We start from the raw sequence: 22,010 nt of genomic DNA, 5'->3' as shown, positions 1-22,010 counted from the left end.
CTTAAAAGATAATAGAATAGATTAATTTCTTCCGGATAGGGATGATGAGCTCCTGTTTGCCGCCGGTATTGCTGCCGGCATTCCGGATCAATGGTTTGGCGCCACCGGCATCTTCTATCCGGATATAATAGGATTTGCCATCTACAGTATACCATCCATTTCCGGAGTCCTCGATATTCTCCCCGGCCCCAAGATGGAAGAACAGATCATCAGCCGGGTTTTGCAGGGTTATCTCCCGGTGAAGGCCATGCCCGCCTTCGATAACTGTACTGGCATCGTTTACCAGGGAACCATATATGATATAACGGAAAGTTGGCTGGTCCGCCGTATTTAATATATATCCTTTGGGTCTGTAACCTGTGCCTGCAGTATCCTGGGACCATGCTGCCTGTTCGTTGGCCAATTTTAAAATGGCAGGGAGCGGTTTACCGAGGTACTGAACGGATCCGGCCGGACGGGAGGAGCCGTCGCCGCGTTCGTGCCACATGGGGGTGGCATCTAAAAATCCACCACGCCATAGTTGAACGATCATTCCTTTATCCAGATCATACGTATAATGGACCTGGTCTGTACTTCCCACATTTACACCATGCGTAACCCGGATACCTCCCGGCAGATCGGAGAAACTTCGCAAAATGGTATTGGAGCTGGCATTGATCAAAATAGGGTCGGTAAAGTCTTCCGGGGCTATATTGGCATCACTCAATAAATATTCACGGATGCCGGGGCCGGAAACGGTAAGTCCCAGCCCGGCCTTGGCCCAATCCGCCGTTTTGGAATAAAAGAGGTCGATGGCCTGTTCCCCGGGTGACAATTGTATTTTACCGGATCCTTTGTACTCCGATAAAGGCACGGCAACGGCACCATTGATTTTTAAAGAACCCTTCCCCCCAGGCGTACTTAATGTAAAGATATATTCACCGGCTTCCCGGATAGTTATATTACCTGTATAGCGGATCAAAAAATCATTGGTGAGTTTACCCTGGTTGGAGGATAACAAGGAAGAGCTTCCTTCCGTTTCGGCTTTTAGTTTTTTGTAATCAGGTTCCGTGGCGGACCCTCCCTTATATAGCTGGTATTTTAAGTTGGACAGCGCCGGATGAGGTTTGTCAAAACCTGTGATAATGATGTTTTTGAAGGCAACCGGACCATGATCTCCCTGGATACGCACAGGGCCTGCTGTGGTTTCTTTATTGTCTATGGCGCCACGGGTGGGGCCGGCAAGCTCTACATTATCCTGTATCAGCACACCGTTCAGCCAAACGTAAAGCACTTTTGCGTTGGCAGTCTTTTGACCCTTTGCATCAAATGCCGGAGCCTGGAAAGAGATCCGCAAATGTTGCCACAGACCTGGCGCCCTGCTGGCATTTTGCCTCGGTGCATGACCATCATACCCTTTTTGGCCCTCAGGCTTAGTATCATCCCAGCGTTCATAAATGCCGCCATTGTCTGCCGATTTTGGATGGACGTTACCCCAGCTATCCAGGAGTTGAATTTCATAACGGCCTTGTAAATAAATTCCTGAATTGGACCCTTTGGCCATCATATAATCCAGTTCGATATCGACATCACCGTAATTCGTTTTGGTAAACAGGTCCTTTGCACCTGTTTTGCCGGGCAGGTTAACCAATATACCTGCCCCTTCTTTAGGGCTTAATACATCGTCCTGACTAAGATCCGCCTGCACATCTGCCGCGAGCTTCCAGTTGGAGCCTGGCTCCTGGAAAAAAGAAAGGTCTTTCAGCGGGAGGGTAGTTTGTGCGATAAGTGATTGAAAACTAATCAAATAAGCAAGTAAAGCAAACAGCCTTTTTTGGGGCAGGTTGATACGGGGATAATTGAAACAAGCCATTCGTTTTAAATTATATGAGTTATAGGTGTAAAGGCAAACCTTTAGCGGGCATAAATTTAGTGAAAAATGCAATCGGTTGCATGATGAATTTTTAGCCGATTCTGTCAAGAGGAGTGCTGCAGATCTAAAAATTATTTTACAGATAACTGAGCCACCATTTGTCTTTATTGTTTTGTTTATACCGGTCGAATTTTTTGCATACCGGATAAAGCAAACCAATTATTCCTATCCAAATCAGGTAGACAATGGCAAGGTTGAAACCAAAACCCTTAAGAGCCTCAACCCTCGACGGCATAGAGGGCAAAATCATTTTTTGCCAGCCAAAGCCCGTTAACCCTGCAACTATCATGGCTATAAAATGAATGAGATAGATGTGTAAGATGTAAAAGAAAAATGGCACCCGCCCAAATACACAAAAGAAATCCACCACTCTCCCCTTTAGATTTTCCGCATTTGCCAGGAATAACAAGGATACTCCTAAGGTCAATAACAAATAGGAGAGAGACGGCGGATATTTGGTTAAATTTAAAAAGGAGATCAGGTTTTGCGTAAAATTTCCATAGTCTTTCCAGGGTAAAAGATTGCCATAAATATTTGTCGCTCTGAGGATCAATAGGAGCACAATGGCAGCAATCCCGATGCTATTGAATATTTTTTTCCTTCTTAACGGGTCAAAGGATTTGTCATAAAAGGAGCCAAAACAATAGCCCAATGACATTACCGCCACCCAGGGTATTATGGAATAACCTGCCGCAATTGAATGCCCGGGAATTATTTCAAAACGTTTTCGCTCATGGATAAACGACCATAAAATGCTGCCTTCGAAATGGATGCTATCCAGCAAATTATGTCCGAAGATCAGTACACAACTAAAAAGGATGAGATACCTATGGGGAAGATGTATCAATCCTGCTAAAAAAATCATACTTATTCCTAAAACCCAAATCACCTGAAAAACAATATCCCGGAAATGAATATCAAAATGCCATCCGAAATTCATAAGTATAAGCTCCATAAAAACCAACCAAAGACCACGTTTTAGCAGAAAGCCGGATAGTTCGTTAAGATTTTTCCTTTTACCCACCATAAAGGCGGAAAGCCCCGCAAGAAAACTAAATGCCGGGGCACAGAAATTTGTTATAAACCTGGTGAAATAAATGGGCAAGGTGGTTTGGCCCGGATCGGTCGGGTCGAAGAAAAAAGAAGAGTAATGAAAATAATCTCTTATATGGTCAAGGGCCATTATTACGATAACAATACCCTTTAAAAGATCGAGCGATTCAATCCTGTATTTTGTCAAAGATGCCATAGAGTAGGATTATCAAAGGGTGAACTTATAGGTAGCATCACTGGCGTTTCGATATTAGTTAAAGATATTCAATTGGTAGTCTGGTATAGTTCAAATATACAAAATGGAATTAAAAATGGGTTCATTTGTCCAATTCCCGCCGTTTCGATCCCCATTTAGGGTAGATAAACAAAAATCTACTAAAAAATCTACCAATTATGACAACTGGAAAGGATCAGCAAGTAGCTGGAAAACCAAGCAAACAAGTGGACGAAGTACGCAAATATTGGCTGGAGAGTGCTGCTGCTGCGCCTAATCATGAATCCCTGGACGCGGCGCGTGACTTTGGTGAAAACTGGCAACGTCTTACCGCAGAGCCAGGTGGTGTGGACTACATCGAGACCGATGCAGGTGGTGTAGAGGCCATGTGGGCAGTTCCGAAAGGATGCACAGCCGACCGCGTGATCCTGTGTTTTCATGGCGGAGGGTTTTTCAGCGGCTCGATGTACACACATAGAAAGCTCTTCGGTCATTTTGCCAAGGCTATTGGCTGCCGGGCATTGATTTTAAATTATAGCCGCAGTCCTGAACACCAGTATCCGACCCAGGTGAATGAAGCATTGGCCGCCTACAAATGGCTGCTGGACCAGGGTATCGGAGCAAAACATATAGCCTTTGCCGGAGATTCGGCTGGCGGCAACCTTTCCATCACGACTTTATTGCTTGCCCGTGACAAAGGATTGCCTTTGCCGGCTGCAGGTATGCCCTTCGGTGCCTGGTTGGATATGGAGGGAAGCGGGGAATCCTATGTGTATAATGCCGGTAAAGATGCCCTTTTTACAGCAGCATGGATAAGCCAAATGGCGGGCATGTTTGTCGGAGAAAAAGGCAACCCCAAAGACCCATACGCAAGCCCGGTCTACGCCGACCTCACGGGTCTTCCTCCGGTTTATTTGCAGGCTGGCGGCGATGAAATGCTGTTGGATGACAGCACTTTGTTTGCGGAACGTGCCAGAAAAGCCGGCATTGATGTTAGCTTTGATATTTTCCCCGGTATGCAGCATACTTTCCATATGGCTGCCGGCCGTGCCCCCGAATCAAACGAGGCTATTGCCAGATATGCCAAATGGGTAAAACCTAAACTCGGGCTGGCTTAATTGAATTCCTTAAATTTGTTATAAGTAAAATACTATGGAAGAATTTGCACTCGTCTTCAGGCATCTGGCAGGAGATTGCCTGCCCTCCCCGGAACAGCTGAAAGCAAACCTGCCTTTATGGGATGATTGGGCTGCCGGCATTGCGGCTCAGGGGAAATTTGTCACTACCAGGCGCCTTTCCTTTGACGGAAAGGTCCTGAAGGCCAGCGGGGTCGTATCAGATGGCCCTTTTGTAGAGCTCAAGGAACAATTAGGCGGGTTCATGATCGTCAGGGCAGAAAATATAGACGAGGCTATCACCCTTGCGCATGGTTGTCCTATATTCGATATCGGAGGCAATGTGGAAGTCAGACCTTTTGTAGGAAATAATAAGGCCATCATTGCTATGGAAAATGAAAAATGACCCCGATATAATAGCAAGATTATTCCGAAATGAATTCTCAAAAATGGTTGCTGTAATAAGCAACCTTTTTGGCTTACAGCATCTTGACATTGCCGAGGACATCGTTAGCGAAACTTTTTTACTGGCAGCCGAAACATGGGCTACCAAAGAAATGCCGGAGAACCCCTCGGCATGGCTTTATACAGTAGCCAAACATCAAACATCCCATTATTTCAAGCGTAATAAGATTTTTAACAGGAAAGTAGTTCCCATACTAATGACCGGTCAGGAAGATCCGCTTCAGCCGGAGGATCCTGATTTTTCCGACGGGAATATCATGGATAGCCAGCTGAAGATGTTATTCGCCATCTGCAACCCGGCCATCGTAAGCGAAGCCCAGATCGGGCTGGCATTACGCATCCTTTGCGGTTTTGGGATCGATGAGATCGCAGAAGCTTTCTTAACGAATAAAGAGACGATCAACAAGAGGCTGTTCCGGGCTAAGGAGAAACTAAGAAAGGAAAACGTGCCGCTGGAAATGCCACAGGGGCCGGAAATCAACAACCGTCTCGATAATGTATTACACATCATTTATCTGCTTTTTAATGAAGGCTATTATTCCAAAACAAAAAATGAAACGCTGAGGAAGGATCTATGTGTAGAGGCCCTACATTTGGGGGTGCTCCTGACGCGTTTTGAAAAGACAAATCTCCCCCGGACAAATGCCTTGATTGCGCTGATCTGTTATCACTCTTCCCGGTTTAAGGCCAGGCAGGCTACTGACAATTCCCAGATCCTTTATGAGAACCAGGATAAGGAACTATGGGATGACAACCTGATTAGTAAAGGCGATTTTTTTTTAGCCCTTTCGGCGCAGGGCGACGAAATGACTTCTTATCATTTGGAAGCCAGGATCGCATATTGGCATTCCCAAAAAAACGATCCCCCGGAAAAATGGGATAAAATCCTGAAGTTGTACAATGAACTGCTCCAGATTAATTATTCACCGAGCGTTGCGCTGAACCGAACCTATGCCTTATATAAAGCCAAAGGTGCCACACTTGCCCTGATCGAAGCCGAGAAGCTGAAGCTGGATAACAGTCATTTCTATTTTACGCTGCTTGGAGAACTACAAAAAAACCTCGGTCATAAAAATGCCAAAACCAGTTTTCAAAAAGCGTATGGGTTGGCTATCACGCAAAATGACAAGGAAATCCTCCTACAAAAAATAAACAGCCTCTAGTTTTCTTTAGTTTCCTTTAATTTCATCACCCTGCTTTTCCAGATGCGGACAATATCCTATACAAAGCAATTAATCTTTCCAGATGCGGAATTCGAACGGCCGCTGGAGGATCATTCGATAACACAATTAAATTCCTCTCCACAAAATGAGGAACATCCACTATTAGTTCACCAGGCCCCAATTGAACCGTTTTCGGAAAAGAACATGTCCCGAAAAAACTGCGTAATTCGGCAAGCGAAGGTTCATCGTCGGTAATTTCCATAATTCAGTAATTAATTATTCTCCAATTCTATTATTCTTTTTTATTCCGATACTTTCCCCAATCACTGGGTTTCCCTGGCTCCAAAACCGCAGCAGGTGGAATATCACTAAACTCCTGCGAATTAGTAGCGCCCTTTTTTCCAGCTTCCTGTTTTAAATATACCTGATAATCGGCAGACCGCTTGCTGATCTGCACACAATCAAAATCCTTGACCGCCTCCGCCCATTTTTCCCGGCTCTTAATATCCAGCATATGCCAAACCTTGTCAATATCAGTTTCCTTTAAATATCGAATAACCGAGATCTCCCTTGGGGTCCCGGGATAGGAGGTGGGTCTCAATAAGACCATTATTTTGTAAAAAGGCATGGACGGTCAGGTTGTTGTGTCTGGTAAAAGTAAGGAATACTAATAAATTTAGCAAAACTCATTTATGCACCACATAAATGGCTATTTCAAGGATCTTAACTGCTTTATCAACCTTCTTTATGGCTTTATCAAGCCTCCTGGTGGGCGGCGTGTTTATGGTATTCGTCGATCAGCCTTCTTTGCATATCGAAAGGAACGGGCGAATATTCGTGGAGCTGCATTCTGAACTTGGCGCGGCCCTGTGAAATAGACCGGAGCGAAGAGGAATAATCATGTAATTCGGCCAGGGGTACCCGGGAGATGATCTTGGTGAAATGTCCTTCTGTATCCATGCCTTCGATGATGGCCCGGCGGGTTTGCAGATCGCTGATAATGCCACCGGTCTGGTCATCCGGGCAAAGCACGGTAACCGTATAAATGGGTTCCAGGATTTGTGGGTCTGCCTGTTGGAAGGCCTGCTTGAAAGCCATCAGACCGGCTATTTTAAAGGAAAGGTCATTGGAGTCCACCGGGTGCATTTTTCCATCATATACGATCACCCGTACATCCCGTACATAGGATCCCGTGAGTGGCCCTTCGTGCATTTTTTCCATAACGCCTTTGAGAATGGAAGGTAGAAAACGTTGGTCGATAGCGCCTCCTACGATACAGTTCAGGAAAATCAGCTTTCCTCCCCATTGCAGGGGAAATTCTTCCCGGCCTCTTACGGAAAGCCCTTTTGGATCGGGCATCCCTTCATACCAGGGTTCTACCTGCATATAGACTTCACCGAACTGACCGGCACCGCCAGATTGTTTTTTATGGCGGTAACTGGATTGTACCGGTTTGCGGATCGTCTCCCTATAGGGAATGCGGGGTCTGCTGAATTGAACATGGAGATTTCGGGAAATATGTTCCAGTTTCCATTTGATAACGGATAAATGCAGCTCACCCTGACAATGAATCAGCGTTTGTTTTAATTCCTGGGATACTTCCACGATCACCGTGGGATCCTCCTCCTGTACCTGGTGCAGGGCCAGCGATAGTTTCTCTTCGTCTCCTTTCTGTGTAGACTCGATGGCAATGGTCATCAACGGAGAAGGAAAATCAATGGGTTGCAGTTCGAGATTCTTACCCCTTATATGGAGCGTATTATTTACATGGGTATGTTTCAGTTTGACAGTAGCGCCGATATCTCCGGCGAGTAATTCGTTTACGGCGGTGCGTTTGCTGCCTTCTACAACAAATAGCTGGTTGAATCTTTCGGTTACGCCATTGGATTCGTTCACCAATTCCATTCCCGATTTCATGGTTCCGGAGTAAACTTTGAAGAAGGACATATCTCCGATATGGGCTTCCGAGATGGTTTTGTAAATAAAAATACAGACCGGACCGTCGGCATCGCAGGGAAGGGATTGCCCCGAAAGTGTTTGTTGTGGCGGGGCGTCGGCGGGGCCAGGGCAGACATTATCGATAAAGCCCATGATCCGCCCGCTTCCCATATTCTTTTGAGCGGATAGACAGAACAGGGGGAATAGGTCGTGATTGATCATGGCTTTTTTTAAGCCTGCCCTCATTTCATCTTCATTCAGTTCTCCTTTGTCAAAATATTTTTCCATCAGGGATTCATCATTGCCCGCAATGGCTTCGATCAGTTCTTTATGCAGCTGGTCTGCTTTTTCCCTTTCTGCATCCGGGATAGGGAGCTTTTCGGGTTTGCCCCCCACTTCCGGGAATTTATAGAGCGTCATATGCAGGACATCGATAATGGCATTAAACCCTAGTCCCTGGTTAAGGGGATATTGGACGACGACAACTCCCGTTCCAAAATGATCGGCGGCTTGTGCAGCCGTCTTGTCAAAATCTGCCTTATCCTGATCTAACTTATTGACAGCCAATATTATTGGTGTTCTAAATTGCTCCGTATATTCCCAGATAATATCCGTTCCTACCTCTACCCCAAAACTGGCATTCAGGAGCACGACCCCGGTATCGGCAACGCGGAGGGCCGAAAGCATCTCTCCCACAAAATCGTCATATCCCGGCGTGTCCAGGATATTGATCTTATAGCCGCGCCATTGGGTATGCAAAAGCTTGGAAAAAACGGAATTTCCCCGATGTTGCTCCAATTCGTAAAAATCACTGACGGTATTTTTTTCCTCGATGGTTCCGCGGCGGTTGATCAGTCCTGCTTCGAAGAGCATACATTCCGCGAGTGTCGTCTTGCCACAGCCGGCATGGCCCAACAGGACTATATTCTTGACGTGAGAGGTGTCGAAGTTAGCCATGGCAAGCGAATTTGATATTAAGTTACAAAAACAGGCTTGCAATCGGAAATCAATTTTACCAGCTGCCCCAGGGGCTGGCCTGCTGTTTAAACTGTTTACTTTTGACCGTTTATAGACTAAAACGGTTTGGTGTCTTCATCCTTTTTTTCTAACTTCGCCGCCGTTTCGGGGCTTCCGGCTACCTATTAGTAGGAGCGGAGTCAAGTCGGAGACCGTAAACAAAACATCAGGCCCGGTAGCTCAGCTGAATAGAGCACAAACCTTCTAAGTTTGGGGTCATTGGTTTGAATCCAATCCGGGTCACAAAAGGCATCTCAGAAAGGTGCCTTTTTTCATTGAAACCCTCACCCGGAGTGGATCTTGGCAGATTTTACCTAACTTTCTTCATCGATTTAATTTAAACGTAACTAATTGATTTGGCGCCTAATTCGGGGACCCCTATGGGGGCCTCAATTGATAGGCCCCCATGAATTCTAGATGGCTTTCTACTTCTCTTGAATTTTATTTTTAAAACATTAAAAGTGAAACCTATGTACGTTAATCAAAGTGTGTTTATTCTTTTTTACGTCAAACGTAAAAAAATGACCGCTGACGGGAAAGCCCCCGTCTATGTGCGCCTGACTATTGACGGATTACAGGAAGAAATGTCGCTAGGTATCAAAATCCATCCCGACCACTGGGATAACTCTCAAAAAACCGTATTGCCTGGTGATCCGGCTCATAAAGCGCTTAATAAAAAGATTGGCCATGTTAAGGTAGACCTGGATAGGCATTTTGACCTTGTCCAGGCGCAGCGGGAAATTGCTACTCCTCAGGCAGTATTTGCCGCATACAAAATGCCTCGACGGGTAGAGAAGGCCAAGGAGGAGAAAATAAGGAATTTGGCCTTTAGCGAATCTCTGGACAAGTTGATCGGGGAGTACCTGGGGTATTATAGTAAGTATGTCGATGCTTATAAACACGGACGAATCCCTGCCCAAACAAGGAAGGAGCTATTGGAGCGTGAAAAAAAGAGGTTGGACCAGGCAATTGAGAAAATGGCAAAGGAGGCAGCAGTAATTTTTGATGATAAATCCTGGACTAAAACTCTTATGCTTGCAGTGGACGAGCATCTGTTACATTTTTTACAGTTGGCCGCGGTGGGGCACCGTTCGCCTAATACTCTTGAAAAAATGTTCGGGCGAAAACGCCGGTTTATCGAATTCTTAGAATATCGCTATAAGTCTATCGATATTCCTTTGCACCAACTCGAATTTAGGTTTTTGGATCAACTGAAGAATTTTTGCATGGTTCAAAAAAAGGTGATTGAAAACACCGCCATGAAATTTGCTCAATGTATTAAGGAGATCATCGATAGGTGTGTATCGAATAGTTGGATGACCGCCAATATTTTTACATCTTTCACTTGCACATACATTGATCCCCATCACGATTGGCTAACTATGAAGGAATTGGAAAAATTACTCGATACAGAATTTGAAAACCCAAAGTTGAATGTCATCCGGGATATTTTCATTTTTAGCAGTTTCACTGGCCTTTCTTATCAAGAAATATATACTTTGGGGCCGGCTGATATTATTACTGGAATCGATGGAAAGAAGTGGGTTAATAAAAGTAGGCAGAAAACAAATGGTGATGAGACACTGCCGCTCCTACCACTACCTTTAGAGCTGATTGACAAATACAGAAATCACTCGGTATGTATTGCCAGGAATAAGCTTTTTCCGGTACCCACCAACCCGGAATACAATCGGTGTCTTAAAGTTATTGCTGATTTATCGGGCATTAAGATAGTGTTACGTACCCATAAAGCCCGCTTTTTCTTTGCCAATGAGGTAGCTTATAACAATGGTGTTCCGCTTAAAACTATTGGAAGAATGCTTGGCCAAAAATCTGTCAAATCTACTGAAATATATGTCCGGGCCAATCGTACGGCTATTAGTGAAAGTATGGAGACGGTCGAGAAAAAGTTGTTTAATGAAGATGGAAGTCTTAAAAGCGGAAAAACACCGCCCCTGGCTATGGGTAAGGTTATTTCTTTAAAGAGTGTCAGATAGGACGAACTGTATTCGTAATGGGGGGCGATTTTATAATCAGACTCCCTAATTTTATTATCTGGCTTTGCTAATTGTGTTAGTATTTCCGACATTTATTCACAAATAATCCACTTATAATAAAATATTTGCATAAATCCGTAGAAAGTTTATATTTTTGATATTATACAGTATTATACAGGTCGTATTATGAGTGAAGAAGATTTAGGTATTAAAGCGAAAGAGGCGTTGAAGCATATCCGCAACTGGTTAATGCATTACGGAAAGGTACCTTCTATTAGGGACTTAATGAATGAAATGGGCTATAAATCTCCTCGTTCAGCCATGCTTTTAATGGCAGAGCTTGAAAAATCAGGCTTTTTGAAGAAAAAGCCTGACAGTAGTTTTCAAATGATACGAGATCTGGAAACAGAAACAATGGCCAGGACTGTTAGTGTTCCTCTTGTTGGAAACGTGACCTGCGGAATGCCCATGCTTGCAGAAGAGAACATCGAAGCGATGATCTCGGTTTCAACCTCATTGGCCCGCACTGGGGCTAAATATTTTTTATTGCGCGCGGTTGGTGATTCAATGGATAAAGCAGGAATAAATGAGGGGGATTTAATTTTAGTTATGCAACAGCCGGTCGCCAATAATGGCCAAAATGTAGTAGCACTTATTGATGGCGAAGCGACAGTGAAAGAGTATCAACACAGAGGTGATTTTGTTACTCTTTTACCAAAGTCTAGTAATAATAGCCATCAACCTATAATTCTTACAAGAAACTTTCAAATTCAAGGAATTGTAGTGGCAACAATTCCCAAATAGTTAATCCAAAATTGATTATATGACTAATTAATATTTAGAGGTTTAAAGGACAAAGGAATGAAATATTTAAGACAAGGCGTTAGAGTCTAATGATTCAGTGGGTTGGTAAAATTAAACAGAAACATTGAACGGAAGTATGCTATCATTTCTAATAATGAAAAATCAATAATTTACGGGCTAAAAAATAAATAGTATGGCTTATTTAGGAACTAAAGAATTAGTAGAATTATTGCCAAAATGTATTGATCCGTTCAAGTCGGAACGAATCGATAATGTCGCTTATGGATTGAGTTTGGGCGCTGAAGTTTACTTAACTGATTCTTCTACAGGTAAGAAAGAGATTCTCGATGATGGGAACTCTCAGGTTGTTATAAAGCCAGGCCAATTTGCTTTACTTTTAACGGGTGAAACCGTAACTATACCAAACGATATTCTTGCTTTTATTTCAATAAAATTTAGTCAAAAAATAAAAGGGCTTGTTAATGTTTCTGGTTTTCATGTAGATCCTGGATTCGTAGGTAAAATTATTTTCTCTGTATATAATGCTGGACCTGCTACAATAGTGTTGGATAAAGGTGAACCATATTTCATGATATGGTTTAGTAAACTGACGAGTAGCTCAACACCGTATGCAGGTAAACATAAAAACCAGCAAGGGATATCCGCTGACAATATAAGTTTATTAAAAGGGGAATTAGCGTCGCCTAATGTTTTATTAGAAAGAATCAAATCTAATGAATCATTACTTACTAATTTAAAATGGGCAGCAGGTATTTTAATTGGAATTGGCATTACTCTTTCTTTAAATTCATTATGGAATACTTCTAAATTTAATGAAGGATATAATATTGCAATCAAAGAAAAGCGATTAACGGAAAACATTGATAGCGCCTTAAGAAGTTATAAGATTGATAGCTTGGTGTCATTCAAAATAGATAGTGTTCTTAAAACTAGAATCCATCAAAATGATACAACAAAAAGCAAATAGTTTCGATTTCTTCGATGCAGGATGCCCAGTGAATGAACAAATTCCCCGTTCTTTTTCTGTTTCATTCAAAGAAGTTGGTTTGGGTAAAAAAGGTGAAGTAAGGGTTGTATTGAACGACAGCAAACAGGTAGGTGATATTATTAATGATAATTCCCACAAGGGCGATTTCTATCGGTACCATGATATTTTTCACTACACTTTTGCAACTCTGCTCGGGTGGTCTCCTTGTACAAGAGCGATGATGAAATGCAAAAGAAAAAGTGATGAGATTCTTGATGAGATTGAAGATGGGGCAAGAGCGACAATTACTGAAGAGGCATTATCAATGGTTATATTTAATGAAGCTAAACGGAAAGGTTTTTTTAGGAATAACAATAAGGTGTCGAAATCAACTTTGCGAATAATAAAAGAAATGACCGAGCCTTTTGAAGTGAAAATTAGAAATTCAAAAGATTGGGAAAATGCGATTTTGAGTGCATATGAAGTCTTTAGGTTTTTAATTGATAATAAGGGGGGCAGAGTTGAGTTTAATGCTCTTAAAAGAGAAATAAATTATTTTTCCTTGAATTAAATAAATTTAAAATCACATCAAAAAAAGCCGGCACAATCGCTGGCTTTTAATTTAATAAGCAGAATGAGGAACAAATCGGTAGCGATATTGAATAAAAAAAGGGTACCAAAACCAGGTAAAGTTTTTGATACATATTGGAGATTTGCTGCAAAAAGGCAGGATATTTTTTTTAATAAAATAGAAGAGAAAAGTTATCCTTGGACAGATGATGATATATTAAGAAAACACAAATTTACCAACGCCTATAGAGCCTCTGATAGGGTGAGTCAGTATCTTATAAAGAATGTTATTTACAAGGGTGATCAAAGTTTTGAAGAGGTGTTTTTTAGAACGCTACTCTTTAAAACGTTTAATAAGATAGATTCATGGATATTATTTCATAATGAAATCGGGGAGATAACTATCAAGGATTTTAGCCTCGATAGATTCTCGAAAATTTTATTTGAAGCAATTGACGCAGGTGAAACAATCTATTCTGGTGCGTATATCATGGCATCAGGCAAAAGCAAATTTGGCTACGAAAGGAAATTTCAGAATCATCTCTGTCTTATCGAAATGATGATTAAGGAAAAGTTGCCAAAAAAGGTATTAAAAGCTAAATCTTTGGAAGCTATTTTTAAACTCCTTAACTCATATCCAACTATTGGTAATTTCCTTGCTTATCAATATACTATTGATTTAAATTATTCAGCATTATTGACGTTTAGTGAAATGGATTATGTAATGCCTGGCCCGGGTGCAAAAGATGGAATCAGAAAGTGCTTTACAGATTATGGTGACTATAGTGAAATAGAAATTGTAAAATATGTAACAGAAATCCAAGAGCAAGAATTTGAAAGATTAGGGCTTAAATTCAAGGACCTTTGGGGAAGGACACTTCAGCTTATTGACTGTCAAAACCTTTTCTGTGAGGTTGATAAATATGCAAGAGTATTACATCCAGATGTAAATGGAATATCAAATCGAACAAGGATTAAACAACTATACGTTCCCAATAAAGAGCAGTTTGAATACTGGTACCCTCCTAAATGGGGCATTAACTCAAAAATCGAAAACGATGGGAAAGGAAAAAAACGTGTTCATTAGTCATTATAATAAAGATGATGAACATATTCAAAATCTGAAGGACTTATTAGCTAAAAAAGGGTATACACTTAAAAACGGTTCAATTGATAGCACAAAGCCCAATAGAGTAGTTAGTGCTGAGGCTATCAAAAGGCTTTTGCGATTAAGAATAAACTGGGCCGGAACATTTATTTGTCTAATAGGAAAAGATACACATACAAGACCGTGGGTTAATTGGGAAATAGAACAAGCTAAAATAAAAGGAAAATTTATTATTGGTGTGAAAGTATTTGGTGAAGGGGATGCAACAGTTCCGGAGAGTTTTGAAAAATATGGAGATTGCCTCACAGGCTGGAATTCGGATAAGATTATAGATGCGTTAGAAGGCAATGACATTGGCTGGTCTGATTCAAATAGTGCTACAAACGCATCTTCATATAGTGTCATTACAGTTTCCTGCAAATGATAAATATTGCCTGATTATTATTCATATAAAATTGTTAGAGATTATGGATTTGCTCCTAATCCTTTCCATGGTATTTGCACATTGGCTACTTGCAAACCACATGTAAGACTTAAAGCAAATATAGGTGACTGGATTATTGGTTCGGGAGCAAAGACAACTAAATTGGAAGGAAGAGTAATATATATAATGCTGATTTCAGACAAAGTGTCTTTTGAAGAATATTCGCAAAATAAAAAATATTTCCCTAAAAAGCCAATAACACCTGGTGGTTTAAAGCGTATTCATGGAGATAATATTTATTTTAAAGGCGAGAATAACATCTGGAATCAATTGCCATCCCAACACAGTAATCCCGACTTTTCAGCAAATATAAAACATATGAAAAATGATTTAAGTGGCAAATATGTGCTGATAAGTGACTATTTCTTTTATTTTGGGAATAATCATTTTTTGCCACCTCATGAATATAAACAGGTTTGTTCAGATATCAGAGATTATCGTAAAATCAAGAATAAGCCGATGGCAGAATCTTTTATTCGTTTCGTTGAAAAAAATTATCAGCTAGGTGTGATTGGAGACCCGATCAACTGGATAGAATACTATCAGAGATCACTTTTTTAACCTTTGGATTAAGATAATAAATATGACAGCAACTAACCGTTTTTATTCTCAAACTAAGTTTAATTCAAGGGCAGAAGCAATTTCTAGCGGCGTGAAATGTATATTTATATCGTATCAGAAGTCCGATAAAGAGCAAGCAAAGAAAGTTGCAGAGTTTTTACAAAATGCTGGCATAGAGGTATACTTGGATTTAAATGACACGGAATTACGCATACACCATCAAAGTAATGATCCAAAAAAAGTTACTGCCGCCATTTGTTGTGGCGTCAATAATAGTAGTCATATGTTGGTCCTAGTTTCACCCAATACAATTCACTCAACTTGGGTGCCCTTTGAAATTGGCTATGGATATGAAAAAACAGATTTGAGAGTACTGTGTTTAAAGGGAATACGCCAGGGACAATTGCCTGAATATGTGAGAACCGCACCTGTTATCAGAGATATATATGATTTTAATGGCATGGTAGCTAGTTTTACGGGAAGATCAAAAAGCATATTACTCGAAACCAAAATGATGAGCGATTATACAAGCACTAACAACCCATTAGCTGGAGTTATGGATAACATAATTAACGACCAATATTAATATTACAACATGCTAGATAAAAACAGATTGAAATATCCGCTTTCTATTTTTATTGTATGGCATCCTTTATTTTCGCATGGTAAAGATCTTGCCAATAGTCTTTATAATACTTTTTGTAGAGATATCAAACAGCCGCTTTCCCGGGGATTGGCTATTCCAATGTATTATCGCTCAAATGCTTCTGACGATACTAAAATGCCAATTCCAATTAATGCCACCAATGCAACCCGTAATGCTATTATTTTATTGGTGGATCAACAATACTTTGTTGATGAGAATTATAGAAGATATACTGAAATATTAGCTAAACAAATTGGTGACAGTTCAAGGATATATCCTGTGGCGCTATGTAACGAAGCTTATGAATTAGGCTGCGGGACAACTTCATTGCAGTTTATAAGAGCTTATAAAGGCGATTTGTCAGAAAAGGGAAACTTTGAGTTTTCGGATGCACAAATCAAAACTTCTTTACTTCATGATTGTGCCAGATTGTTAATGAATTTTCAACCTGTCTGGCTGGATAAGCAACATGACATTAATAATTCTCCTGTTACACTTTTTTTAAGCCATGCAAAAAAAGACGGAGTTGAGACAACTAAGAGATTCAAAAGATTTATTGATGGAGAGCTAAAACTGAATGTTTTTTTTGATACTGTAGATATCGCAGATGGGTATGAGTTTGAACAGCAAATTGAGGAAAGTATAAAAAAATCTGCTTTAATCGTTTTTCATACGGATGAATATTCGGCAAGAGAATGGTGCAGAATCGAAGTGCTTGTTGCTAAACGTAATAAATGTCCTATTGTAGTAGTGCATAATATTCAGAATGGCGAAAAGAGAGCCTTCCCTTACTTGGGCAATACTCCTACTATAACTCTTTATGGAGAAGAAATGAAAAACTTTAATGAGATAGTAAATCTTACATTGTACCAAGTACTTAATAACCTGTTTCAACGTGAATTGCTTGAATCATTTTACCAACAATATGAAATGAAAGATTTAGAATTTATCACTATTACTTCACCACCCGAGTTGTTTAATTATATTGACATATATAAAAAAATGAAAGAAGGAAATAAAAAGCTGATTGTGCTATACCCCGATCCGCCTTTGGGCGCGGAGGAACTTAAGGTTTTAAATGAAATTGATGGAAACATAATATTTATTACGCCAATTCATTTGCCGACACTCTAATTGTTATGGAAGAAGCGAAAATAAATATATCCGGTATATCAGAAAATTTATCTGATATAATTGCTGAAGGAACTATAAACGAACAAGTGAAAATTAAAAATAATTTGCTGCACGATAAGCAAATTGCTATTTCAGTTTCAGAAAGCGAAGAAATTGATTTCTTAGGATTATCTGATCACCATATTATTGACATATCTGTTGAATTAGCAAGATACCTTTTTGCGAATGGAGCAAAACTGCTATATGGCGGTGATTTACGGAATGGAGGCTTTACAGAAATATTTTCAGATCTGTCCTATCAATATAAATTTTTAAAGGATAAAGAATTTCGCTTTGTTAATTACTTCCCTTTTCCAACTTCCAGACAAATAACCTTACCAATAAAGGCAGATTTTCGTAAAAAGCAGATTGAAGTTAAGATATTAGACATTCCTGAACATATTAATGGCATTGATCAGGAGAGGGAATATGTTCCAGCTAATTTTGAAGATCGCTACATAATAGCTGAGTGCTTGACTGACATGCGTTTGAAAATGGCACAGGAAAGTAACGCAAGAATTATATTGGGAGGGCGCCAAACTGGTTTTGATGGTTATTATCCGGGCATTGTTGAAGAGGCGTACTGCACGTTAAAGGCAGATAAGCCTTTATATATTATTGGCGGTTTTGGCGGTGCAGCAAAATCAATTATATCACTTATTGGTGGTGCTAGCCCAGAGCAGCTTACAAATGAATTTCAATTCCGGTTAGAGCAAAATAGTCATTTCAAAGAATACATAGACAAAAAGGGTGTTGTGCCGTATGACTATTCCAGATTAACAGGCTTTTTCCAGCAATACGATATAAAATCCATTTCAGAATTAAATGGACTTTCCATGAAAGAAAATGAAATCCTTTTTGAGAGCACCAATATTCACGAGATAATTTTTATCCTGATTAAGGGATTAAAACGAATATTTGATAAATAAACAAATATGTTGATCTATAAATTAAATATTCTCAATTTCAGAGGAATCAAGTCTGCTGAAATATACCTGAAAGATCATAGTGTATTATTAGGAGCCAATAATGTAGGTAAAAGCACGATTATTGATGCTATAGGATTATTGCTGGGGAAAGATAAACTGGTACGAAACCTGAACGATTATGATTTTTTCGGAGGAAACCCTAAGCCAGCTGACAGGATTATAATTAAAGGACTACTCGGGGGCTTTGCTTCCAATGATTCTTTAAAACATCCGGAATGGTTTAATGATAATCACGGAGGCACTCCAACTTGGTTCAACCCTATAACGAAGGAATGTAAATACAGCGATTTTGAAGAAGGTTTTACATTATGTATTGAAATTGCCTTTTCTGCGAGGTTTGACGAAGATGATTTAGAATTTAATGCCATTAGATACTTTGTGGATGGAGAAGGAGACGCATTTGAAGAGGAAAGTAATATTAAGAAAATGTCGTCGGGTCATATTAAAGAACTGGGGTTTTTTCTTTTGCCATCTAATCGAACATGGGAGCGAATCATATCGTTTGGCTCCGAATTGTTCAGAAAGGTCATTAAATTTCAGGACGCTGTCCCAGGTAGAACCGTGGTGAAGCTGCGCGATGAATTACGAAACACAGAAGAAAGGATCGAAAAACAAGAGCCACTTGCTGGTATAGTTAAAAGAATTAATCATGAGCTAGAAGGTTTCATTGGTGAAAAGGAAACGGGATTGAATTTTTTGCCTACAGCTGGGGATATTGAAAGTATACTTCATTGCCTCACCCCTTACTTGCCCGGAAAGAAAAATACAAATCTACCGCTTGGCCGTCATGGTTCGGGAGTAATTTCCCTGCAAACATTATTATTGTTGCTGGAATTCGGCAAGTTTCGGCAGCAACAGAAAGAAAATTTTATATTGGCTGCGGAAGAACCAGAATTACATTTACAGCCAAGTCTCCATAGAAGATTAGTGAATAGAATCAGAGGACTGACGGATCAATCCATAGTAACAACGCACTCACCGGAGATAGCTTCTTATTACCGCCCTTCAGAAATAATTATTTTAAGAAACCGCGATGGTATTTTAACGCCTTTTTTGTTGTCCGAAGATGTACCACAAACAAATGCGCTGATGCGATTGTTTACGATTTACAGAACCGATATCTGTGAAGCGCTCATGAATAAAATGGTCATCGTGCCGGAGGGACTTACTGAATTCAGGTGGTTTAAATTATTAATGACATCCTGCATAACCGCTGAAGGGTGGGAGTTTTACAAAAGCGAGATACCGTGCACACAGATTTTTGGCATTTTACCAACCCAGGATGCAAAAGTGGTTCAAACGTTCTCTACATTTACATCATTAGTTGATACATTATTGCCAATAGTGGATGGCGATGATGCTGGTGATGAATATGTTAATGAATTATTGAAACTTTCTAAACCTCCTGTTCTTATATTCCAGTTGCCAACAGGTTTTTTCCTCGAACACCTGGTTGCATGGATATTATCGCCTACGGAGGATGAAGAATTTGCAGAACTAACAGATATTTTCAATTTAGGAATTACGGATCCTTCAATCTTATTGAAACAACTAATTATGCACAAAACAAATTGGCATCTTCATGAAATGATTATGCAATATGTAGTCCAGCATATAGATCCTTTCCAACGGGCGCAAAGTTTTATAAATTCTATTTCACTGATAGAAGAACCTCCGAAAAATGCTAAGTGCTATTGGCAAAGAGTAGATGCAAAATCTACAACTGTAACCGGCGTATATCAACTTATAACCAAATAATGTCGATAATAAAAGGGTATATAGGAGGAGCAGGCACCGGGAAAACGACTCGGTTGATAGGTGAAGTTTCTGAAATTATCAAACCCATTCAATGGGACAAATATAATAGTGTGCTGGCCCTAACTTTTATGCATGGCTCCCGTAAAAGGCTTAATGATAAGTTATCCTTTCTTCAGAAGGGAAGAGTACCATATAAATGTCTGACAATTGATTCATTTGCAACTCACATGGTAGAAAGATTCCGTCGGTTTATTGGTATTACTAAAATTATAACTGTTGTTCCTGGAGATAGCGATACTGAAATAAAAGATAATCAAAGAACAATTTATGTGAATTGGAGTTATATCAGAAAATGTTTTATTCAACTATTGAAATTTAAAACAGTCCGTGATTTTATTTTAACTTCTTATCCTGTGATCATTATTGATGAATTTCAAGATTGTGAAGATGATTTGTTGGAAATTGTAAAAGGAATAACTCAATGCAATTCGGTTGTACTTATTGCTGGTGATGAGTTTCAACAATTAAATGATTCTGAAATTTGTTCAGCAATTGAATGGTTGAAGGGGAATTGTGCTATAGTGGAGTTGGTTAATATACACCGAACAAAGGAAACAACTATTCTTTCTTCAGCATTTGGCTTGAGAAATAATGTACCTATTCAAAATGGATTGTCGGTAAAAGTTGTTTCTTCGCCACAACTTGCAGCATGGCATATTTCCGCTTTGATTCAATGGTATTCTTGGGGAAGAAAAGGCAAGAACCTCGTTTTGCTTTATCCGGTATCACCTGAAAAATCTTTTTTTGTCAGAGATGCATTGCAACGATTACATGAACCATTTGTTAAGCAAAAAACTCCTTTTGAACCTCATCCCTTCAAATTTGAGACGAACCACTTGCATTCTGTTTCTGAGATTTTGAGAAAATTGTTTGAAACAGATTTTGTGCCTACAATTTCTCGCGCTTGGTTACAGGAGTTGCTTTTTTGTGAAGATATTTTTGTAAAAGGTGCTGTCCAAAGGGCTTTGAGATTAATGTCAATGCGGGGAGATGAGCAATTAGAGAAGAGTGAATTTGAAATTCTGATAAATAAAGAATGCCACTTGCAAAGATCTTTCTATGGGACTTCAAAAAATGTTAACCAAGTTGCAATGACTATACATGCAGCAAAAAATAGAGAATTTGATGATGTTATTATTCTTTGGCCCTATGAAGTTCATAAAGAAGAAGTGTATAAGCGAAAGATGTTATATAATGCAATTACCCGGGCTAAACGAAACGTTGTCATTATTGTGCAAGCCAAAAACGAGGCTTCTTTCAAAAAGGATAAGATACTAACTCTATTTGATAAAATAGATTTTGGAAAAAAAAAGGAGGGGGCAAAGGCTAAAAAATAAACAAGCTGTTTTAAATTTTAGCCAAGTTCTTTACTTCAAATGTAAGTTGATTGTTTTTGATTTGGTCTACTGGTTAGTGAGCGAGATCTAAAAAATCTTTCCGAGTTGGTTTCGCCACCCGGAAAATCTATCCTCTTTATCGTACGATATTTGAGAGACAATTCAGCTACATGCGTAATGTGGACCTAGAGCCGGTCAACCGAAGATTACTGTAACCGGTTTATAAAACTGGAGGATCTACAGATTTTTAAGGAAGAACTGAAGGAGTGTTCTATATCATTGATTTGAATCCATCCGGCATTAAAGTCATCAAATTTGATGCAGACAAAAGGGATGGGGGCTTTTTTGAGGTACTTCGATGTCTGCAGTAGTTAACTGATTGATTGCTAGAAAGTTGAAAAATAAATCTCGCCACAATCCGGGTCACAAAGCCTCGCACGAAGTGCGGGGCTTTTTTGTTGTGTAGCGGTGCGAGTTTAATCGTAAAAGCGGAACAACGGAAAAGCCCTATCCAGCGCCAGCGGGATGGAAGGCCTTGGGTAAGGCCCTTGCAGGAGTAAGGATCGCCGGAGGCAATCCAATTGTAGTCGGTAAATAGAAGTGCAGAGTTTTTCGTAACGAGGAGTACAATGGTTTCGGTAACAACCAGTACATAGAT

Annotated in this window: 21 protein-coding genes and 1 tRNA gene; 16 read left to right on the top strand and 6 right to left on the bottom strand. The window is 40.1% G+C overall.

Annotated features, from left to right (window positions below):
- Position 1: 1 nt before the first annotated feature.
- Complete coding sequence (locus ACX0G9_RS19070) at positions 2-1,852, bottom strand: 3-keto-disaccharide hydrolase (RefSeq protein ID WP_459066543.1); 1,851 nt, start codon at positions 1,850-1,852, stop codon at positions 2-4.
- Positions 1,853-1,988: 136 nt separating this feature from the next.
- Positions 1,989-3,161 (bottom strand): DUF1624 domain-containing protein, encoded by a 1,173-nt coding sequence (locus ACX0G9_RS19065; protein WP_459066542.1) that lies wholly within the window; start codon positions 3,159-3,161, stop codon positions 1,989-1,991.
- A 197-nt stretch (positions 3,162-3,358) separates the two neighbouring features.
- Between ACX0G9_RS19065 and ACX0G9_RS19060 the strand changes: the two genes are divergently transcribed.
- The 3 genes from ACX0G9_RS19060 to ACX0G9_RS19050 are packed head-to-tail and all read left to right on the top strand — an operon-like array spanning position 3,359 to position 5,922.
- Entirely contained in the window at positions 3,359-4,297 is a 939-nt protein-coding gene (locus tag ACX0G9_RS19060) for an alpha/beta hydrolase (RefSeq protein WP_459066541.1), read from the top strand.
- Positions 4,298-4,331: 34 nt separating this feature from the next.
- Positions 4,332-4,700 carry a YciI family protein gene (locus ACX0G9_RS19055; protein ID WP_459066540.1) on the top strand — a complete coding sequence of 123 codons (369 nt, stop codon included), beginning with the start codon at positions 4,332-4,334 and terminating at the stop codon, positions 4,698-4,700.
- Positions 4,701-4,743: 43 nt separating this feature from the next.
- A complete protein-coding gene (locus tag ACX0G9_RS19050) occupies positions 4,744-5,922 on the top strand; it encodes an RNA polymerase sigma factor (protein WP_459066539.1) in 1,179 nt (392 codons plus the stop codon).
- 25 nt (positions 5,923-5,947) lie between these two features.
- Here ACX0G9_RS19050 and ACX0G9_RS19045 read toward each other — a convergent pair whose 3' ends face one another.
- The 3 genes from ACX0G9_RS19045 to ACX0G9_RS19035 all read right to left on the bottom strand — a co-directional run bounded on the left by ACX0G9_RS19045 (position 5,948) and on the right by ACX0G9_RS19035 (position 8,817).
- Positions 5,948-6,184, bottom strand: coding sequence for a DUF6965 family protein (locus ACX0G9_RS19045; protein WP_459066538.1), 237 nt, complete (start codon positions 6,182-6,184; stop codon positions 5,948-5,950).
- Positions 6,185-6,214: 30 nt separating this feature from the next.
- Complete coding sequence (locus tag ACX0G9_RS19040; protein WP_459066537.1) at positions 6,215-6,550, bottom strand: hypothetical protein; 336 nt, start codon at positions 6,548-6,550, stop codon at positions 6,215-6,217.
- A 128-nt stretch (positions 6,551-6,678) separates the two neighbouring features.
- A complete protein-coding gene (locus ACX0G9_RS19035) occupies positions 6,679-8,817 on the bottom strand; it encodes an elongation factor G (protein ID WP_459066536.1) in 2,139 nt (712 codons plus the stop codon).
- A 229-nt stretch (positions 8,818-9,046) separates the two neighbouring features.
- Between ACX0G9_RS19035 and ACX0G9_RS19030 the strand changes: the two genes are divergently transcribed.
- From ACX0G9_RS19030 to ACX0G9_RS18970, 13 genes are all read left to right on the top strand, one after another.
- A tRNA-Arg gene (locus ACX0G9_RS19030) sits at positions 9,047-9,120 on the top strand.
- Between the two features lie 227 nt (positions 9,121-9,347).
- Positions 9,348-10,874, top strand: a complete 1,527-nt coding sequence (locus tag ACX0G9_RS19025; protein ID WP_459066535.1) for a site-specific integrase — start codon at positions 9,348-9,350, stop codon at positions 10,872-10,874.
- Between the two features lie 186 nt (positions 10,875-11,060).
- Positions 11,061-11,678: a transcriptional repressor LexA gene (lexA, locus tag ACX0G9_RS19020; protein ID WP_459066534.1), complete on the top strand. Its 618-nt coding sequence runs from the start codon at positions 11,061-11,063 to the stop codon at positions 11,676-11,678.
- 193 nt (positions 11,679-11,871) lie between these two features.
- Entirely contained in the window at positions 11,872-12,666 is a 795-nt protein-coding gene (locus tag ACX0G9_RS19015) for a dCTP deaminase domain-containing protein (RefSeq protein ID WP_459066533.1), read from the top strand.
- On the top strand, positions 12,644-13,237 hold the full coding sequence (locus ACX0G9_RS19010; RefSeq protein ID WP_459066532.1) for a hypothetical protein: 594 nt from the start codon (positions 12,644-12,646) through the stop codon (positions 13,235-13,237). Before ACX0G9_RS19015 ends, ACX0G9_RS19010 begins: the two co-directional genes overlap by 23 nt.
- An 87-nt stretch (positions 13,238-13,324) precedes the next feature.
- A complete protein-coding gene (locus ACX0G9_RS19005; protein ID WP_459066531.1) occupies positions 13,325-14,323 on the top strand; it encodes a nucleotide kinase domain-containing protein in 999 nt (332 codons plus the stop codon).
- A complete protein-coding gene (locus ACX0G9_RS19000) occupies positions 14,295-14,768 on the top strand; it encodes a TIR domain-containing protein (RefSeq protein ID WP_459066530.1) in 474 nt (157 codons plus the stop codon). Before ACX0G9_RS19005 ends, ACX0G9_RS19000 begins: the two co-directional genes overlap by 29 nt.
- A 6-nt stretch (positions 14,769-14,774) precedes the next feature.
- The gene (locus ACX0G9_RS18995; protein WP_459066529.1) at positions 14,775-15,389 is read left to right on the top strand and encodes an Nmad2 family putative nucleotide modification protein; all 615 of its coding nucleotides are present in this window, start codon (positions 14,775-14,777) and stop codon (positions 15,387-15,389) included.
- 22 nt (positions 15,390-15,411) lie between these two features.
- Positions 15,412-15,975 (top strand): toll/interleukin-1 receptor domain-containing protein, encoded by a 564-nt coding sequence (locus ACX0G9_RS18990; protein WP_459066528.1) that lies wholly within the window; start codon positions 15,412-15,414, stop codon positions 15,973-15,975.
- Positions 15,976-15,984: 9 nt separating this feature from the next.
- Positions 15,985-17,169: a toll/interleukin-1 receptor domain-containing protein gene (locus ACX0G9_RS18985; protein WP_459066527.1), complete on the top strand. Its 1,185-nt coding sequence runs from the start codon at positions 15,985-15,987 to the stop codon at positions 17,167-17,169.
- A 5-nt stretch (positions 17,170-17,174) separates the two neighbouring features.
- Positions 17,175-18,137 (top strand): hypothetical protein, encoded by a 963-nt coding sequence (locus tag ACX0G9_RS18980; RefSeq protein ID WP_459066526.1) that lies wholly within the window; start codon positions 17,175-17,177, stop codon positions 18,135-18,137.
- A 6-nt stretch (positions 18,138-18,143) separates the two neighbouring features.
- Positions 18,144-19,955: an ATP-dependent nuclease gene (locus ACX0G9_RS18975; RefSeq protein ID WP_459066525.1), complete on the top strand. Its 1,812-nt coding sequence runs from the start codon at positions 18,144-18,146 to the stop codon at positions 19,953-19,955.
- Positions 19,955-21,352, top strand: a complete 1,398-nt coding sequence (locus ACX0G9_RS18970) for a UvrD-helicase domain-containing protein (protein ID WP_459066524.1) — start codon at positions 19,955-19,957, stop codon at positions 21,350-21,352. The genes ACX0G9_RS18975 and ACX0G9_RS18970 overlap by 1 nt, the downstream gene beginning before the upstream one ends.
- A gap of 271 nt (positions 21,353-21,623) precedes the next feature.
- On the opposite strand, the gene ACX0G9_RS18965 is transcribed toward ACX0G9_RS18970, so the two are convergent.
- Positions 21,624-22,010 (bottom strand): hypothetical protein (locus tag ACX0G9_RS18965; RefSeq protein WP_459066523.1); only part of this gene is annotated, 387 nt, incomplete at its 5' end.

Source organism: Flavitalea flava (assembly GCF_054461575.1).
The sequence above is the reverse complement of the archived record's forward strand: the minus strand, read 5'-3'. Positions and strand labels throughout refer to the sequence as shown.

Excerpts from the sequence above, each read along its gene's own strand:
- ACX0G9_RS19050 (WP_459066539.1), top strand. The coding sequence starts at position 4,744 with ATGGTTGCTGTAATAAGCAACCTTTTTGGCTTACAGCATCTTGACATT.
- ACX0G9_RS18970 (WP_459066524.1), top strand. The coding sequence starts at position 19,955 with ATGTCGATAATAAAAGGGTATATAGGAGGAGCAGGCACCGGGAAAACG.
- ACX0G9_RS19060 (WP_459066541.1), top strand. The coding sequence starts at position 3,359 with ATGACAACTGGAAAGGATCAGCAAGTAGCTGGAAAACCAAGCAAACAA.
- ACX0G9_RS19040 (WP_459066537.1), bottom strand. The coding sequence starts at position 6,550 with ATGCCTTTTTACAAAATAATGGTCTTATTGAGACCCACCTCCTATCCC.
- ACX0G9_RS18975 (WP_459066525.1), top strand. The coding sequence starts at position 18,144 with ATGTTGATCTATAAATTAAATATTCTCAATTTCAGAGGAATCAAGTCT.
- ACX0G9_RS19065 (WP_459066542.1), bottom strand. The coding sequence starts at position 3,161 with ATGGCATCTTTGACAAAATACAGGATTGAATCGCTCGATCTTTTAAAG.
- ACX0G9_RS19055 (WP_459066540.1), top strand. The coding sequence starts at position 4,332 with ATGGAAGAATTTGCACTCGTCTTCAGGCATCTGGCAGGAGATTGCCTG.
- ACX0G9_RS19045 (WP_459066538.1), bottom strand. The coding sequence starts at position 6,184 with ATGGAAATTACCGACGATGAACCTTCGCTTGCCGAATTACGCAGTTTT.
- ACX0G9_RS18980 (WP_459066526.1), top strand. The coding sequence starts at position 17,175 with ATGGAAGAAGCGAAAATAAATATATCCGGTATATCAGAAAATTTATCT.
- ACX0G9_RS19025 (WP_459066535.1), top strand. The coding sequence starts at position 9,348 with ATGTACGTTAATCAAAGTGTGTTTATTCTTTTTTACGTCAAACGTAAA.
- ACX0G9_RS19070 (WP_459066543.1), bottom strand. The coding sequence starts at position 1,852 with ATGGCTTGTTTCAATTATCCCCGTATCAACCTGCCCCAAAAAAGGCTG.
- ACX0G9_RS19035 (WP_459066536.1), bottom strand. The coding sequence starts at position 8,817 with ATGGCTAACTTCGACACCTCTCACGTCAAGAATATAGTCCTGTTGGGC.
- ACX0G9_RS18985 (WP_459066527.1), top strand. The coding sequence starts at position 15,985 with ATGCTAGATAAAAACAGATTGAAATATCCGCTTTCTATTTTTATTGTA.
- ACX0G9_RS19010 (WP_459066532.1), top strand. The coding sequence starts at position 12,644 with ATGATACAACAAAAAGCAAATAGTTTCGATTTCTTCGATGCAGGATGC.
- ACX0G9_RS19000 (WP_459066530.1), top strand. The coding sequence starts at position 14,295 with ATGGGAAAGGAAAAAAACGTGTTCATTAGTCATTATAATAAAGATGAT.
- ACX0G9_RS18990 (WP_459066528.1), top strand. The coding sequence starts at position 15,412 with ATGACAGCAACTAACCGTTTTTATTCTCAAACTAAGTTTAATTCAAGG.
- ACX0G9_RS19015 (WP_459066533.1), top strand. The coding sequence starts at position 11,872 with ATGGCTTATTTAGGAACTAAAGAATTAGTAGAATTATTGCCAAAATGT.
- lexA (WP_459066534.1), top strand. The coding sequence starts at position 11,061 with ATGAGTGAAGAAGATTTAGGTATTAAAGCGAAAGAGGCGTTGAAGCAT.